The organism is Niabella terrae, assembly GCF_054783135.1.
Genome location: NZ_BAAGRD010000003.1, coordinates 542,203 through 557,185 on the forward strand (window position 1 = coordinate 542,203; position 14,983 = coordinate 557,185).

15 protein-coding genes are annotated in these 14,983 nt (G+C 48.5%); 11 read left to right on the plus strand and 4 right to left on the minus strand.

Annotation, left to right across the window (positions count from 1 at the left end; genetic code table 11):
• The first annotated feature begins 34 nt into the window (after window positions 1-34).
• A complete protein-coding gene (locus ACYVI9_RS05090; protein ID WP_460761525.1) occupies window positions 35-631 on the plus strand; it encodes an OmpH/Skp family outer membrane protein in 597 nt (198 codons plus the stop codon).
• Window positions 632-647: 16 nt separating this feature from the next.
• Here the strand turns inward: ACYVI9_RS05090 and mtaB are convergent, their stop codons facing one another.
• On the minus strand, window positions 648-1,919 hold the full coding sequence (mtaB, locus tag ACYVI9_RS05095) for a tRNA (N(6)-L-threonylcarbamoyladenosine(37)-C(2))-methylthiotransferase MtaB (RefSeq protein ID WP_460761528.1): 1,272 nt from the start codon (window positions 1,917-1,919) through the stop codon (window positions 648-650).
• Between the two features lie 252 nt (window positions 1,920-2,171).
• On the opposite strand from mtaB, the gene ACYVI9_RS05100 reads away from it, so the two are divergent.
• The 4 genes from ACYVI9_RS05100 to ACYVI9_RS05115 are packed head-to-tail and all read left to right on the plus strand — an operon-like array spanning window position 2,172 to window position 7,229.
• On the plus strand, window positions 2,172-2,945 hold the full coding sequence (locus ACYVI9_RS05100) for a lysophospholipid acyltransferase family protein (protein WP_460761531.1): 774 nt from the start codon (window positions 2,172-2,174) through the stop codon (window positions 2,943-2,945).
• A 22-nt stretch (window positions 2,946-2,967) separates the two neighbouring features.
• Window positions 2,968-5,466, plus strand: coding sequence for a replication restart helicase PriA (gene priA / locus ACYVI9_RS05105; RefSeq protein WP_460761533.1), 2,499 nt, complete (start codon window positions 2,968-2,970; stop codon window positions 5,464-5,466).
• Between the two features lie 18 nt (window positions 5,467-5,484).
• Window positions 5,485-6,504 (plus strand): UDP-N-acetylmuramate dehydrogenase, encoded by a 1,020-nt coding sequence (murB, locus tag ACYVI9_RS05110; RefSeq protein WP_460761536.1) that lies wholly within the window; start codon window positions 5,485-5,487, stop codon window positions 6,502-6,504.
• Window positions 6,505-6,557: 53 nt separating this feature from the next.
• Window positions 6,558-7,229: a porin family protein gene (locus ACYVI9_RS05115; protein WP_460761539.1), complete on the plus strand. Its 672-nt coding sequence runs from the start codon at window positions 6,558-6,560 to the stop codon at window positions 7,227-7,229.
• Between the two features lie 126 nt (window positions 7,230-7,355).
• On the opposite strand, the gene ACYVI9_RS05120 is transcribed toward ACYVI9_RS05115, so the two are convergent.
• Window positions 7,356-7,949, minus strand: a complete 594-nt coding sequence (locus ACYVI9_RS05120; protein ID WP_460761541.1) for a superoxide dismutase family protein — start codon at window positions 7,947-7,949, stop codon at window positions 7,356-7,358.
• 111 nt (window positions 7,950-8,060) lie between these two features.
• Between ACYVI9_RS05120 and ACYVI9_RS05125 the strand changes: the two genes are divergently transcribed.
• The 4 genes from ACYVI9_RS05125 (at window position 8,061) to ACYVI9_RS05140 (ending at window position 10,984) form a co-directional block, all read left to right on the plus strand.
• A complete protein-coding gene (locus ACYVI9_RS05125) occupies window positions 8,061-8,618 on the plus strand; it encodes an NUDIX domain-containing protein (RefSeq protein WP_460761543.1) in 558 nt (185 codons plus the stop codon).
• 5 nt (window positions 8,619-8,623) lie between these two features.
• Complete coding sequence (locus tag ACYVI9_RS05130; RefSeq protein ID WP_460761545.1) at window positions 8,624-9,112, plus strand: DUF4112 domain-containing protein; 489 nt, start codon at window positions 8,624-8,626, stop codon at window positions 9,110-9,112.
• A 65-nt stretch (window positions 9,113-9,177) separates the two neighbouring features.
• On the plus strand, window positions 9,178-9,960 hold the full coding sequence (gene rlmB, locus ACYVI9_RS05135) for a 23S rRNA (guanosine(2251)-2'-O)-methyltransferase RlmB (RefSeq protein ID WP_460761548.1): 783 nt from the start codon (window positions 9,178-9,180) through the stop codon (window positions 9,958-9,960).
• A gap of 16 nt (window positions 9,961-9,976) precedes the next feature.
• Complete coding sequence (locus ACYVI9_RS05140) at window positions 9,977-10,984, plus strand: GSCFA domain-containing protein (protein WP_460761550.1); 1,008 nt, start codon at window positions 9,977-9,979, stop codon at window positions 10,982-10,984.
• A gap of 50 nt (window positions 10,985-11,034) precedes the next feature.
• On the opposite strand, the gene ACYVI9_RS05145 is transcribed toward ACYVI9_RS05140, so the two are convergent.
• Window positions 11,035-12,072, minus strand: a complete 1,038-nt coding sequence (locus tag ACYVI9_RS05145; RefSeq protein WP_460761553.1) for an aldose epimerase family protein — start codon at window positions 12,070-12,072, stop codon at window positions 11,035-11,037.
• A gap of 32 nt (window positions 12,073-12,104) precedes the next feature.
• Here ACYVI9_RS05145 and ACYVI9_RS05150 point away from each other — a divergent pair, with 32 nt between their 5' ends.
• Window positions 12,105-13,262 (plus strand): galactokinase, encoded by a 1,158-nt coding sequence (locus tag ACYVI9_RS05150; RefSeq protein ID WP_460761555.1) that lies wholly within the window; start codon window positions 12,105-12,107, stop codon window positions 13,260-13,262.
• Window positions 13,263-13,283: 21 nt separating this feature from the next.
• Here ACYVI9_RS05150 and ACYVI9_RS05155 read toward each other — a convergent pair whose 3' ends face one another.
• Window positions 13,284-14,048 (minus strand): DeoR/GlpR family DNA-binding transcription regulator, encoded by a 765-nt coding sequence (locus ACYVI9_RS05155; RefSeq protein WP_460761557.1) that lies wholly within the window; start codon window positions 14,046-14,048, stop codon window positions 13,284-13,286.
• Window positions 14,049-14,247: 199 nt separating this feature from the next.
• Between ACYVI9_RS05155 and ACYVI9_RS05160 the strand changes: the two genes are divergently transcribed.
• Window positions 14,248-14,955, plus strand: a complete 708-nt coding sequence (locus ACYVI9_RS05160) for an endonuclease/exonuclease/phosphatase family protein (protein ID WP_460761560.1) — start codon at window positions 14,248-14,250, stop codon at window positions 14,953-14,955.
• Window positions 14,956-14,983: the final 28 nt, after the last annotated feature.

Consider the following 14,983-nt stretch of genomic DNA (forward strand, 5'->3'; position numbering starts at 1 on the left):
TTGTTATATTGCGGACCTAAAAAAGTAGTGAAATATGAAGCAGGCGCTATTGATAGTCAATGCCTTACTTGTTATCGCGGTTTCCTTCTTATTGTTCCGGGAATTCTCCGGCAACCAAAATGTTTCCGCCGTGGCAGCGCCTCACGGAAAGGATTCCGCCAACGCAGGAAAAGTGCTGATCGCCTATATCAACATGGATTCCATCCAGAATAAATACCAACTGGCCAAAGAAGCGCAGGCAGAAGTGGAAAAGAAAAGAGAAGCCATGAACGCCGAGTTGAACCGGATGGAAAAAAATTACCGTACCAAACTGGACGGGTATCAGAAAAAAGCGCCTACCATGACCGAACAGGAAGCTGATGCGGCCCGCCGGGACATGGAAAATACCATGCGCCAGATGGGTGAACGCAAGCAGAGTCTCGAAGAAGAATTTGGCCACTGGTTGAGCTCCAAGAATCTGAGTGTCATGAAAGACATCCAGGAATACCTGAAAAAATTTAATGCCCGCGGCGCTTATTCATTCATATTCTCCTATGAGCCGGGATTGTTTTATTACAGCGATACGGCCTACGATATCACCTCCCAGGTGTTGAACGGGCTGAACGATTCCTATAAACAGCGCAAGAAATAATCAGGATTAAAGCGGGCTATAATTGCCATTCGAGAATGGCGTTCTCCCATGCCGCCTTATAAGGAGTACTGACCCGGATATAGTTGTCGGTATAACCTTCCATCATGCCGTTCTTATTGTGATTTTCAAACAGGACTTTACGGGTCTGTCCGGCATGCTGATTCTCGAAATACTGCATTTTCATATACGACAGATTGCGCAGGGTTTTGTTGCGTTCGTGTCGGACTGCCATCGGTACCACTGGTTTAATTTCCAGGGCCTGGGTATGGTCTCTTTCCGAATAAGTAAAAACGTGCAGGTAGGAGATATCCAGCTGGTGGAGGAAATCATAGGTTTCCTTAAAATCTTCGTCCGTCTCGCCGGGAAAGCCCACGATGACATCGACGCCAATAGCGCAATGTGGCATGAGGGTCTTGATCAATCCCACCCGCTCGCTGTACAGTTCGCGTTTGTAGCGCCGTCGCATCATGCCCAGGATCTTATTGCTGCCACTTTGTAGCGGGATATGAAAATGCGGCATGAACCGTTTACTGTTGGCGACAAATTCAACGATTTCATTGGTCAGCAGGTTGGGTTCAATAGAAGAAATACGGAACCGGTCGATGCTTTCCAACGCGTCCAGTGCCTGTATTAATTTAAAAAAATTCTCCTCCCGCTGCTGAAAGGAAAGGCTATGCCGGCCTTCGGCTCCTTTGCCGAAATCGCCCAGGTTGATGCCGGTGAGTACAATTTCACGGGCGCCGCTGTCCGCCAGTGCCCGGGCATTGCGCAGCACATTTTCTATACTGTCGCTCCGGCTCCGGCCGCGCGCCATGGGTATGGTGCAGAAGGAGCAGTTGTAATCACAACCGTCCTGTACTTTCAGGAAACTGCGTGTCCGGTCGCTGATGGAAAAAGATGCATTGAAGCCACTGACATCCTCAATTTCGCAACTGCAGATCTTCGTGGCATCACCTTTTGATAATTCCCGGATATGTCGGGTAATATTGAATTTTTCTGCCGCACCCAATACCAGGTCCACACCCGGTATGGTGGCGATTTCTTTGGGCTTTAGCTGGGCATAACAGCCGGTTATAACAACAATGCTTTCGGGCGCTTTCCGCTGGATACGTCGTACCAGTTGCCGGCATTCCTTATCGGCGTTATCGGTGACCGAACAGGTATTAATGACATAAATATCCGCCCGGTCTGTAAACGCTGTTTTTACAAAACCTTCATTTTCCATCATTCTGGAGATGGAAGAGGTTTCGGCGTAATTGAGTTTACAGCCCAAAGTATGAAATGCCACTGTTTTAGCGCCCTGCATAAGGCTGCAAAGGTAAAGTTTTGTGGATTAATAACGAAAGCAATTGATATTCAGCCTGGTAGAAGGATTGAACAGGGGTGGTCACTATCTCAGCCCTTTTCCGACGCTCAAATTCCTGACCGGGACAGCCGGATCTGGTCCCGCGTATACGTAAGAAAGGCCAACCGGGTCAATCGTTGTGGTGATACAGCAGCAGATGCCTATTTTTGACGCTCAAAATTCAATTGCCGGCAGATGCGTTTAATTCGTTTTTTATTCAGTTTGTATGCCATTTTCTGGTTTGTACTGCTGATGTTACTCATTTTTCCTTTCGTGATCCTGGCCAGTTTTTTCGGACGGATCAGGGGCGGCAATATGATCTACCGGCTCTGTGTGTTTTGGGCAGACTGTTGGTTTGCGCTTTGCGGAATCCGGATGAAGAAAATTTATGAAGCGCCTTTTGATCCGGATTGCCGTCAGATAATAATTGCCAATCATATTTCCTATCTGGATATTCCGGTCCTGGTCAAGGCATTCCGAAAACCCCTGCGTCCCCTGGGTAAGATAGAAATGACCCGGGTGCCGATTTTTGGATTCATCTACCGAAATACGATTGTTACCGTGGACCGCAGTGATGCCAGTCATCGGGCGGCCAGTCTGAAGCTATTGCGCTCGGTACTTGGCAAAGGCATTTCCATTTTCGTTTTTCCAGAAGGAACATTTAATGAAACCGGTCAGCCCCTGAAATCCTTTTATAACGGGGCATTTAAACTGGCGGTGGAAACCGGCACGCCGATACAACCCGTCCTCTTTCTGGATACCTATCGAAGGATGCATTATGGCAGTCTTTTTTCGCTGAATCCGGGCCGCTGCCGGGTGGTCTATCTGGAACAGGTACCCGTTTCAGTCGCAGGGGACACTGCTGTAGCCCAGCTCAAAGAACAGGTTTTTGAAAAGATGGAGCAGAAACTGCTGCAGTATAAAGCCGAATGGGTGCAGCCGGATCAGGTAAATGGCGAGCACAAATAGTATTTACTTTAAATTGCAGGCGATGGCAGCAATTCAAAATACACATCCCGAAAAGCCGGACCGCCCGCTATATGCTGAGGTAATCATTCCGCTGGCCCTACCGCAGAATTATACCTGGGAGGTCCCGGAAGCCATGGCAGCAGACCTTCGTGAAGGCTGCCGGGTGGAAGTGAACCTGGGTAGAAACAAACGTTATGCCGGTATCGTCAAACGCCTTCACCATGATACGCCGGAGTTTTTTGAGCCAAAACAGATTCTCAATATACTGGATGCAACGCCGGTAATTTATGAAGAGCAACTGCAGCTCTGGCAATGGCTGGCAGATTACTATATGTGTACCCAGGGTGAGGTCATGGCCGCCGCCCTGCCGGCGCATTTCAAACTCAGCAGTGAGACCATTCTGGTGTTCAACGAAGAAGCGGGGGACGATTTTACCGAACTGGATAATGAAGCCTATCTGGTTGCTGAGGCTTTGTCGATCCGAAAGGAGCTCAAGCTGGATGAAGTACAGCAGATCCTGGAACTCAGTCATGTGTATCCGGTGATCAACCGGCTGATTCAGCAACGGATCTGTTTTGTCTGGGAGGCCCTGAAAGAGACGTATATACCGAAAAACGAAACTTATATCAGCCTGCATCCGGATTACCAGTCCGAAGCGGCGCTGGAGGTCCTGCTGGATTCAGACCGACGCCTGCAACGCGCCGGAAAACAATTGGAATTATTGCTCAGTTACCTGCATTTTCAGCGCACCGAAGGTGAAATCACCAAATCCGGCCTGTTGAAAAAATCCGGTGCTACGGATGCCCAGCTCCGGGGACTGGTGGAAAAAGGGATCCTGACGACTGAGAAAAGAAGGGTGGACCGAATCCGTTACCTGCCCAAAGACATTCAGGTGCATTTTGAACTGTCCGGTGCACAGCAGTCCGCTTTTGAATCGATTAGATCCAGTCTCCTGCAGCGGGATGTCTGCCTGCTGCACGGCGTGACTTCCAGCGGTAAAACTGAAGTATATATCCGGTTGATCGAAGAACAGTTGCGCACCGGCAAACAGGTGCTCTATATGTTACCCGAGATCGCACTGACTTCACAGACCATCCGTCGGCTGCAAAAGCATTTTGGTGGCCATATTGGCGTGTATCATTCCAAATTTTCCCAGAATGAGCGTATCGAAATCTGGAATAAAGTGCGCAGCGGGGAACTTAAAATCATACTGGGCGCCCGTTCCGCTGTTTTTCTGCCTTTTAGCGAACTGGGATTGATCATCTGTGACGAGGAACATGACAGTTCCTATAAACAGATGGAACCCGCGCCACGTTACAATGGCCGGGATGCGGCGATATTTATGGCCACACTTTTTGAAGGCTGTAAAGCTGTTCTGGGAAGTGCGACACCTTCTGTGGAATCTTTTTACAATGCCAAAACCGGAAAATATGGTCTGGTGCAGCTGAAAGAACGTTTCGGCGGATCGGTATTACCCGAAATTGAACTGATAGATATCCGGCGCCATGGAGGCGCAACGCCCGAACAGGCGATACTGACTGCTCCATTGCGGGAGGCCATTTCCGCCGTGCTCCACCGTAAAAGGCAGGTCATACTGTTTCAGAACCGCAGGGGCTATACACCCTACCAGCGCTGCAATACCTGTGGGTGGATCCCGCAGTGCCGGCATTGTGATGTTTCACTGACCTTTCATAAGTTTTACAACAAACTGGTCTGTCATTACTGTGGTACCAGTTATCCACCCATGGAGACCTGTGCAGCCTGTGGCAGTCATGATTTTTCTCAGAAGAAGTTCGGAACAGAACGCATCGAAGAGTTACTGCAGGAGCTGTTCACTGAGGCCCGTATCGCCCGTATGGATATAGATACCGTGCGCGGCAAGAACGCCCATGATCAGTTGATACAGCAGTTCGAGCAGCAGCAGCTGGATATACTGGTGGGCACCCAGATGGTGGTCAAGGGACTGGATTTTGAACAGGTAGACCTGGTCGGAATACTGGATGCCGACGGGATCCTTTCCTTTGCAGATTTCAGGGTCAACGAGCGGGCTTTTCAGTTGATGGAACAGGTGAGTGGTCGGGCAGGCAGGAAGGAGACCGTTGGCAGGGTACTGATCCAGAGTTCACAAATCAATCATCCGGTACTGCTCCAGGTAGCTGCCCACGATTACGAAGCCATGTATGAAAAGGAACTGAGCGGACGTGAGCAGTTTTCCTATCCGCCCTTTACCCGCATTATTAAACTGACCTTTCGCCATAAAGTGAAAGAGGTCGTACAGGAGGCCGCCTTACATTTCAGTCAGAGTCTGAGTAACCGTTACGGTCCTTACCTCAACGGTCCGGCTGAACCGGTGGTCAACAGAATCCGCGGGCAGTACCTGATGGAATTGCTGATCAAGCTTTCCAGAAATACCGGCCTGTTAAAACAATGTAAGGCGGATATCCTCCATCAGGTGGCCGTCATGCACCAGGAGAAGCGCTATCGCGCGGTAGTCGTTATCCCCGATGTAGATGTTATTTAAAATTTTAGAAGGGACAGCATGAAGGAACTCGCACAAAATATTTCTCTGCAACCGTATAATAGCTTTGGAATAGCTGCCCGTGCGGCATATTTTATGGCATTCGACAATGTCGATACCCTGCGTGAGGGACTGGCCTGGGCCGGGCAGGAGCAATTGCCGGTACTGATTTTAGGCGGGGGCAGTAATATGCTGCTGACCCGTAACTGGCCCGGGCTGGTCCTGAAAAACCAGATCCGGGGCATCGAAAAAACAGGCGAGGATGCCGATGCCGTTTATATCCGGGTCGGCGCAGGAGAATCCTGGCATGGCTTTGTGATGTACTGTCTGGAACAGGATTATGCGGGAGTCGAAAATCTGGCGCTGATTCCGGGACTGGCGGGTACGGCCCCTATGCAGAATATAGGTGCTTATGGTGTTGAGATCCGGGACCGGTTGCATGAACTCCATGCACTGGACCGGCGTGAAGGTATCATCCGGTGTTTTTCAAATCAGGACTGCGGATTTGGCTATCGGGAGAGCGTTTTCAAAAACCAGTATAAAGATCAGTATGTGATCACCGATGTGACTTTCCGGCTTTTGAAACGACCGGAATTCCAAATTGAGTACGGGGCCATCCGGCAGGAGCTCGAAAAACAACAGGTAACCCAGCTGACGATTCGTGCCATCGCCCAGGCGGTGATCGCCATTCGGAGCGCCAAACTGCCAGACCCCGCTAAAATCGGCAATGCCGGCAGCTTTTTTAAGAACCCTTCGGTTTCGGCTTCCGTTTTTGAAGCCTTACAGGCGGAATTTCCCGGGATTGTCGGGTATGCCAACCCGGAAGGTACCGTTAAACTCGCAGCGGGCTGGCTGATCGAGCAGGCCGGTTGGAAAGGATACCGGAAGGGCGATGCCGGTGTCCACGAAAAGCAGGCCCTGGTGCTGGTTAACTATGGCGGGGCTACCGGAATAGAGATTCTGGAGCTATGTCAGCAGGTGCAGGAAGCTGTATTACAGAAATTTGGGGTTTCTCTTTCCCCTGAAGTGAATATTGTATAATAGAAATATTCTATATAACGCTATATTTGCGCAGTTAATTTAAATCTTATCGCATGAAAAAAATTCTGTTAGCCGGTACCCTGCTATTTGCTATGGGTGCTACGGCATTTGCCCAAAATGAGGTTTACGGACGTTCTGTACGCCTGGGCTTTAAGTTGGACCCGGTATTCTCCAATACCCTGAAACCTTTTGATAATGGTGTGGAAAAGGATGGCGGGAAATTCGGTTTCAATTATGGTCTGATGGCCGACATCCTTTTTAGTGATGGTCGCGGCGCATTCGCTACCGGTGTAGAAGTGGACCATACCGGCGGTTCCCTCAAGACCACTGAAGAGGGTATTGGCCGTTACGGCGCCGGTACCTATGACCTGAAATTACAGTACCTGAAAATCCCCCTGACTGTTAAACTGAAAACCAATCCCGTCAACGGTTTCCGCTGGTGGGGTCAGTTCGGTTCCTATCTGGATGCCATGATCGGCGCCCGCATGGATTATGAAGCGGCGGAAGGTTCCGGTTCCAATGAAAGGGTGATGAAAGACCTGAATAAGGTCAACATGGGACTAATGCTGGGTGCCGGTGGTGAATATAACCTCGGCTATAAAACCGATCTTTATTTTGGTATCGGATTTGAAAATGGTTTTACCGATGTAACTTCCAATAAGAAATGGAATGATGGTAAAGTCGCACTGAACCGCTGGGCCTTAAGGCTGGGGGTATTCTTCTAGTGCGGTCCCACACTACCTGATATTAATATATAAAGGCTGCCCGCGGGCAGCCTTTATATATTAGTGCTAACTGAGCCTATTGTGAACTACCCATTGGTTAAGGACCATTGGGATTTACGGTATGTTTTATAAACCGGTAACAACGCCGCAACCGATGCGTGGTCCGGCATTGCCGGAAGGCTGGGATACATAATCATCTGTCCCACCATGAACAATCAGCGCTTTTCCGATGATATTATTGCTTGCTGTATCGTCAACGCTCCAGAGATTCGTGGTTAAGGTTTTTGTCGCATGGCCATTAGCATCCAGCTGCAGGTTGCCGATATCACCAATATGGAAAGCAGCAGAACCCCATTCGCCGTGTTGCTGATTGGTTGGATTCCAGTGTCCGTGTGTATTGTCGCCTTTATTGCCGCAATCTCCATGTTCGTGGAAATGTACCGCTACATTGCTATCGGCACGGGATGTGGCATTGATTTCCAGATCGAGACGGATCTGGCCATCATCCAGGCGATAAAACTTGGCAGTCCCGATACTTTGTGTTGTATCTGAAGTGGACATCAGGTTGGCCTGACCCACCTGCGTACCTTCCGAAGTCGCTTCTATGGATGTTTCCGTAGTGACTGAGTCTTCACTGTTTGCATCGCCTTCTGCTGCATTGCCACAAGAAAACAGCATACCCGTAGAAATTATACCGGCAAATAGGAATAGATTTTTCATAATTAAATGGATTTTAAATTTAACAATTCGTTTAAAGTGCTGTACAAAAATATTCTTTTTAGTCTTTTAACTGGTTCCGGCTATTTTTACAATGCAAACTTTACTCCAATAATGAGCGAAACACAGAATCCCTGGAAAATAAAAAAAGAGAAACTTGTTTATGATAACCCCTGGATCCGATTGACAGAATACGATGTCATCAATCCTGCCGGGGGCGAAGGCATCTATGGGAAAGTGCATTTTAAAAATGCCGCAATCGCGGTTATTGCGCTGGACGAAGATAAGTATACTTATCTGGTTGGACAACATCGGTTTGTGTTGGATGCCTATAGTTGGGAGATTCCCGAAGGGGGGTGTCCGGAAGGCGAGGCTTACCTGGACGCTGCCAAAAGGGAACTACAGGAGGAAACAGGCCTGGTGGCGGGTAACTGGACCGAACTGATGCGCATGCATTTGTCGAATTCCGTCAGCGATGAATACGGCATACTTTTTCTGGCCCAAAACCTGAAGCAGGGCCCCGCCGCTCCGGAAGATACCGAAGACATCCGCATGCAAAAACTGCCTTTTGAAACGGTGGTCAAGATGGTGGAGGAGGGTCGGATTACAGATGCCTTATCAATAATTGCCATTCAGAAAATACAACTCCTGCTTTTGCAGGGAAAAATTTAAATCCCATGTTGAAGCCGCCTGAAAAAATAAAAGGACCGCCTGTTGCAGACGACCGGCTGAAAATGGTCCGCCGGATTAGTAAACTGATGGACGAAGAATTTACCATTGGCGGACTGAAATTCGGGTTGGATCCTATCCTCAACTTTATACCCTTCGGAGGCGATATCGGATCTTATCTGATTTCTATCGTGCTGATCATTACCATGGTCAAACACGGGGCTTCGGGCAGGGTTGTGGCCCGGATGGTGGCCAATGCATCACTGGATGCATTAATCGGGGCGATACCTGTCCTGGGCTGGGTATTTGATTTTGTTTACCGGGCCAATACCCGTAATGTCAATTTACTGACCCAACATTATACCGAGGGCAGACACCGGGGCAGCGCCTGGCCTGTCATTCTTACGATCCTGTTGACCATGCTGGTGGTGCTTTTTCTGATGATCTGGCTGCTGGTTTACCTGTTTCGGTGGCTGGACGGTTTACTGGTTTTGTAGCCGCGACCGGTATTTCACCCCAGGTAGTTTCTTGTGGTTTAGCTGCTTTTTAGTTTCTTTGTCTGGTGAAAAATTTCAGATCTCCCCAACGACCCAAAAAGTCATCACTGGTAGCCGGCAGGGAAGCCATTGCGACCGCCCTGGAGGCCGGTAAAGCCCTGGACCGGATTTATATCGACACAAAGCTTCCGGGCCGGGAAATAGCGGATTTAAAGCAGCTGGCAGGACGGTACGGCGTACCGGTAAATGTAGTCCCGACGCAAAAACTCAATAGTTTTAATATTCCGGAGCACGGAGGCTATATTGCCCAGATCGCCCGGGTACAATACCAGAACCTGCAGGATGTGATTTCCCTAGTGGTGGAATCCGGTGAGCCGCCCCTGCTGCTGATACTCGATGGTATTACCGATATTCGCAATATCGGAGGGATCGCCCGAACTGCCTGGTGTTCCGGGGTTCATGCGCTCATCATACCGGATAAGGGGGTGGGGGCGCTGAATGAGGATGCGCTGCTGACTTCTGCCGGAGCGCTGGATCATATTCCGGTTTGCCGGGTCAATAGTCTCATGAAAGCCGTGGATGAACTTCATCTGAACGGGATTCAGGTATTTGCCAGTGAAATGACGGGTTCCGTTCCTGTTGCTACATGTGATTTCACGGTTCCGGCAGCCATTGTGATGGGCAGTGAGGAAAAAGGTATTTATCCGGCATTGTTGAAAATCTGCGACCAGTCCATCAGCATTCCGATGAAGAATAATTTTGAGAGCCTGAATGTTTCTGTCGCCACCGGTATGATACTTTATGAAGTCATGCGGCAAAGATCGCTGGGGGTCCCGAACCGATCCTAATTAAAATTCCAACGCCATGGATTTTATGACCACCATCAATATTGAAGCACTTCCCAGGCCAATAGGTTACAGGGATAAGATATTGCTGATCGGGTCCTGCTTTACGGAACATATCGGCGCAGCCCTGGCAGACCATAAATTCAATATCCTCCAGAATCCTCATGGTATCCTTTTTGAACCCGCCAGTGTCCGCCATAGTCTGGTCGCCTGCCTGGAGGATCGCCGCTATACGGAAAAAGATCTGTTTTATCTCAATGAAGTCTGGCACAGCTGGCATCATCATTCCCGGTTTTCCGGCATGGATAAACAGGCGGTATTGGACGGTATCAATCAAAGTGTGACCGAGGCACATGCGTTTCTGAAACAGGCGGATTGGGTGATCATCACCCTGGGTTCCGCATTTTCCTATATCCTTTCTTCGGACAATCCGGAAAAGGAACGTCAGGATGTACATGTAGCGAACTGCCACCGCGCGCCCGGACAGTGGTTTTATAAGAAGCTGTTGACAACGGAAGAGATGATCGCTGCCATGGACAATACCTATCACCGGCTAAGGGCCCTGAATCCGGGCATCAATATACTGTTTACCGTCAGTCCGGTCCGACATCTTCGTGATGGCGTAGTAGAAAACAACCGAAGCAAGGCCCGCCTGATAGAAGTCGTACACCACCTGGTGGAGAAATTTCCCGGAGTTCATTATTTTCCTGCTTATGAACTGGTCATTGATGTATTGCGGGATTACCGGTTTTACGATGTGGATATGGCACATCCCAATTACCAGGCAACCAGCTTCGTAATGGAACAGTTTACCGAAAAATGTATTGACGCAACGTCCCGGCAGTTGATGAAAGAACTGCGTCAGATCACGATTGCCCGAAAGCACAGGCCGTTCCAACCCCGGTCCAATGCACATTTGCAGTTTCTGAAAACACATGCGGAGAAAACCCAGGCACTGATGCTGCAGTATCCCTTCCTGGATCTGAATGAAGAGCTGCAATATTTTTCCGGATCCGGGCAGGCTTAGACCCCATTAACAGGCGTAAAAGCGATGGCCCCGCCTGATGCCCGGGTTCACTATCGGTTGACAATTTTATAAATGGTTTTCGAATAAAATTCTTCTCCGGGTCTCAAAATCGTCTTCGGAAATCCGGCGATTCTGATGGCATTCGGATGTTTTTGGGTTTCAAAACAAAAACCTGAAAATGGATGATAGGGAGTGCCTTCCTTTCCTTCAATACTGGGGGCGCCGTAAGCATTGTATAAATGAACGAGGGGCTCAGAGGTGAACACCTGCAATTTGATGTCCTGTTCGTCGCAATAGGCTTCAGCAGCAACCCGCTCAATACCCGGCTGGTCCAGTGGATAACTGATGTCTATGCCGTCTTCGGGCTGCGCGATATTTCCGGTTTCATTATAGTCGGAAAAATCATTGCGGGTTCCTTTCACTGGTAATACATTCCCGGTCGTACAGTAGTTGGCATCCTGCTCGAGGTATTGGGAAGCCTGGATCTTTAAGTGATGCTGCAGGATATCTCCCTGACCATTGTTCAGATTAAAATAGCTGTGGTGGGTCAGGTTGACTGCGGTGGCACGGGTGGTTTCAGCCCGGTATTCGTAACTGAGTTCATTCGCATCATTGAGCCGGAAGATGATACGGGTTGTCAACGCTCCGGGAAAACCTTCTTCTCCATCCGGACTGATATACTGCAATACCAGTTCTTCTTCACCGGATGGGAGCCTTTCCCATACTTTTTTATCAAAACCTTCCACGCCGCCATGCAGCTGGAAACCGGGGTTATGGCTATTCAGTTGGTACTGCTGGCCGTCAATTTCAATGGCTGCCTTATCGATCCTGTTGCCATATCGACCGATAGCGGCACCAAAGTAAGGGTAGTTGGCCAGGTAGTCAGGGCTCCAGTATTTTTCCGGTACATCAAAGCCTAAAACAATATCATTATAAGTGTTGTCGGATTTCTTTATTTTTATCGCCATGATAATGGCGCCGTAGTTGGTGATTTTTACGATGGTTCCTGCATTGTTCGTGAGGGTATACACAAAAATATCTTTGCCGTTCGGATGTTTGCCAAACTGTTGTTCTGCTATTTCAGCCATAAATTTAATTTTGATAAAAATATATAATTGAAATGACTATCGAACATCTTCAGTCTGAATTTGAGAGAATTTATAAGCAAACCGTTGAAAATATTTATTTCTGTCCAGGCCGTGTGAACCTGATTGGCGAACATATCGACTATAATGGCGGCCTGGTGATGCCCTGTGCCATTACGATGGGAACCACCCTGCTGGTAGCGCCGAATAATGATGGTATGCTGAGATTTCATGCGGTCGATTTTCCTGAGCATATTGAAGTACCGCTTCAGGATCGTTATGTTAAAACGGGTCCGGAATGGTACAATTATCCCCTGGGCGTGATCAATGAATTTCTGAAGTCCGGCGTGAAATTGTCGGGAATGGATTTCCTTTTTTCCGGGAATCTGCCCATCGGCTCCGGACTTTCGTCCTCTGCATCCATCGAAGTCCTTACCTCCCATGCCCTTAACGAAAGATACCAGGCGGGCCTGGACCGGGTGGAACTGGCACTTTTGGGCAAAAGGGTCGAAAACGACTTTATGGGCCTGAACAGTGGCATAATGGATCAGTTCGCGGTGGCGATGGGCAAGGATGCGCATTCGGTACTGCTTAACTGTGATACCCTCGAATATGAATACCTGCCTTTTGAAATTGGAGATTATATCCTGGCAATCATCAATACCAATAAACCGAGAAAACTGGTAGAATCCAAATACAACGAACGTTTTGAGCAGTGCCGTACGGCCCTTCGGGAACTGCAGCAGGAATTAAGTATAACCCATCTCTGTGAATTGTCGACCGAGCAGTTTGATCAGCATCGGGGACTGATTACGGATGCGGTCGTCGCCAATCGGGCCCTGCATGTCGTGACCGAGGATAAACGGGTTAAGGATGCCAAACAGGCCCTGGTAGCGGGCAATATCAGAAGATTTGGCGAGCTGATGTATGCATCTCATGAATCCCTGCAGCGACTCTATGAGGTTTCCGGTGCAGAACTGGATGCCATTGTGGAGTTCAGCAAGTCTTTTGAAGATTGTATTGGTGCCCGTATGACTGGCGCCGGTTTTGGGGGCTGTGCCATTGCCCTGGTGAAAAAAGACAGTTTTGATGACTACAGTCAGCAATTGAGCGATTTTTATCAGGAGCGTATCGGTTACCAGCCGGGTGTATTTTCTTCAGTAATTGCCGAAGGTGTGCGTACCCTGGTTTAAGCATGATCGGGTCTTGGTGATTCAGACAATCGTCACTTCTACACCCATACTGGCCAGCTTTTTTACTGTATTTTCGGGTACATTACTGTCGGTAATGATTTGCTCAATGTCTTCAAAATTGCAAATTTTTCCGAAACCTCTTTTTCCAAACTTGCTGGAATCAGCCAGAATAATGGTTCGCTGAGCGGAATTGATCATTTGCTTATTGAGCTGGGCCTCCATCATATTGGAGGTGGTGAGCCCAAAGTCCAGGTCAATGCCATCCACGCCGAGAAACAATTTACTGCAGGAAAAGTCCTGCAATGATTTTTCTGCATAAATGCCGGTTACTGAAGCGGCGGTTTTACGCATCACACCCCCCAATTGGATAACTTCCACGCCCGGGTGGTTGATCAATTCAAATGCCACGTTCAAAGCAGAGGTAACGACAGTAAGACTTTCTTTTTCAAAAAGGTTGCGGGCAAAAAACTGTACCGTAGTACCGGAGGCTATCAGGATGCAGTCATTTGGTTCGATCAGTCCGGCTGCATAAGCACCTATTTTTTGTTTTTCAATCGCCTGAAGGGTCACTTTGACATCCACGTGGCGGTCCGTAATATAGGGATTTGTCAAGGTAGCACCTCCATGGGTCCGGAACAGCAGTTGTTTGTCTTCCAGGAACTGGAGGTCTTTTCTTATGGTTACCGAAGATACATTAAGGGCGCCACAAAGATCTGCTACTTTAATACTACCTTCCTTTCGGATCAGATCCAGAATATGCTGGTGACGTTCCAGTAAATTACTCATATTATCAGCTTATTGTATATTGCGTTGACTTTAAAAATTAAAAATCAGGGATTTTTCTGAATTTTAAATATACTTTACGCTTAAGATATATCAAATTTAAATGATGCGGTTATCATTTTCTGTTTTAGTACTGTTTTTATTTAGCTGTTCGGCCAGACAGTCAAATTCTTTGAGGGAAACCCAGCGGCAACTGAAGTTTATGAGCTATAATATTCACCATGCCAATCCCCCTTCCAAACCTGATTTTATTGATCTGGATGCAGTGGCGACCGTAATTAAAGCGCAGCACCCCGATATCGTGGCCTTGCAGGAAGTAGATGTTCATACTGCCAGAAGCGGAAAGATCGATGAAGCCGCGCTATTAGCGGAGAAAGCGGGATTTCCCTATTACTATTTTGCCAAGTCGATTGATCATGATGGTGGGGATTATGGCGTAGCCCTGCTTTCCCGTTTCCCATTAACAGAAAAGCGTACCCATCGGCTGCCTACCGTCGAAGGGACGGGAGGGGAGCTGCGGGTGATCGCCCTGGCGGTAATAACCCTGCCCGGTGGTAAAAAATTGGAAGTGGCCAGCACCCATTTGGATGCCCAACGGGAACGCACCAACCGGCTCAGGCAAATCGAAGAAATCGGTCATGTAGCCGAAAAAGCATTATTTCCTCTTATTATCGGCGGGGATTTTAATGCAGCGGAACAGGATGAAGTGATCAAAGTGCTGGATAAATATTTTACCCGCACCTGTAAGGATTGTGCGTTTACAATTCCCGTAGAACATCCCAAACGGACCCTGGACTATATTGGTTTTAGGCCCGGAAATAAATTTTCCGTCCTCAGCCATCAAGTCATCAATGAAACCTATGCTTCAGATCATCTGCCGGTGGTTGCCGTACTGCAGCTCTTAGACTGAAAGCGTACAGCTAATTTGGTGGCAGATC

Excerpts from the sequence above, each read along its gene's own strand:
- ACYVI9_RS05090 (WP_460761525.1), top strand. The coding sequence starts at position 35 with ATGAAGCAGGCGCTATTGATAGTCAATGCCTTACTTGTTATCGCGGTT.
- ACYVI9_RS05100 (WP_460761531.1), top strand. The coding sequence starts at position 2,172 with ATGCGTTTAATTCGTTTTTTATTCAGTTTGTATGCCATTTTCTGGTTT.
- priA (WP_460761533.1), top strand. The coding sequence starts at position 2,968 with ATGGCAGCAATTCAAAATACACATCCCGAAAAGCCGGACCGCCCGCTA.
- murB (WP_460761536.1), top strand. The coding sequence starts at position 5,485 with ATGAAGGAACTCGCACAAAATATTTCTCTGCAACCGTATAATAGCTTT.
- ACYVI9_RS05115 (WP_460761539.1), top strand. The coding sequence starts at position 6,558 with ATGAAAAAAATTCTGTTAGCCGGTACCCTGCTATTTGCTATGGGTGCT.
- ACYVI9_RS05120 (WP_460761541.1), bottom strand. The coding sequence starts at position 7,949 with ATGAAAAATCTATTCCTATTTGCCGGTATAATTTCTACGGGTATGCTG.
- ACYVI9_RS05125 (WP_460761543.1), top strand. The coding sequence starts at position 8,061 with ATGAGCGAAACACAGAATCCCTGGAAAATAAAAAAAGAGAAACTTGTT.
- ACYVI9_RS05130 (WP_460761545.1), top strand. The coding sequence starts at position 8,624 with ATGTTGAAGCCGCCTGAAAAAATAAAAGGACCGCCTGTTGCAGACGAC.
- ACYVI9_RS05140 (WP_460761550.1), top strand. The coding sequence starts at position 9,977 with ATGGATTTTATGACCACCATCAATATTGAAGCACTTCCCAGGCCAATA.
- ACYVI9_RS05145 (WP_460761553.1), bottom strand. The coding sequence starts at position 12,072 with ATGGCTGAAATAGCAGAACAACAGTTTGGCAAACATCCGAACGGCAAA.
- ACYVI9_RS05150 (WP_460761555.1), top strand. The coding sequence starts at position 12,105 with ATGACTATCGAACATCTTCAGTCTGAATTTGAGAGAATTTATAAGCAA.
- ACYVI9_RS05155 (WP_460761557.1), bottom strand. The coding sequence starts at position 14,048 with ATGAGTAATTTACTGGAACGTCACCAGCATATTCTGGATCTGATCCGA.
- ACYVI9_RS05160 (WP_460761560.1), top strand. The coding sequence starts at position 14,248 with ATGAGCTATAATATTCACCATGCCAATCCCCCTTCCAAACCTGATTTT.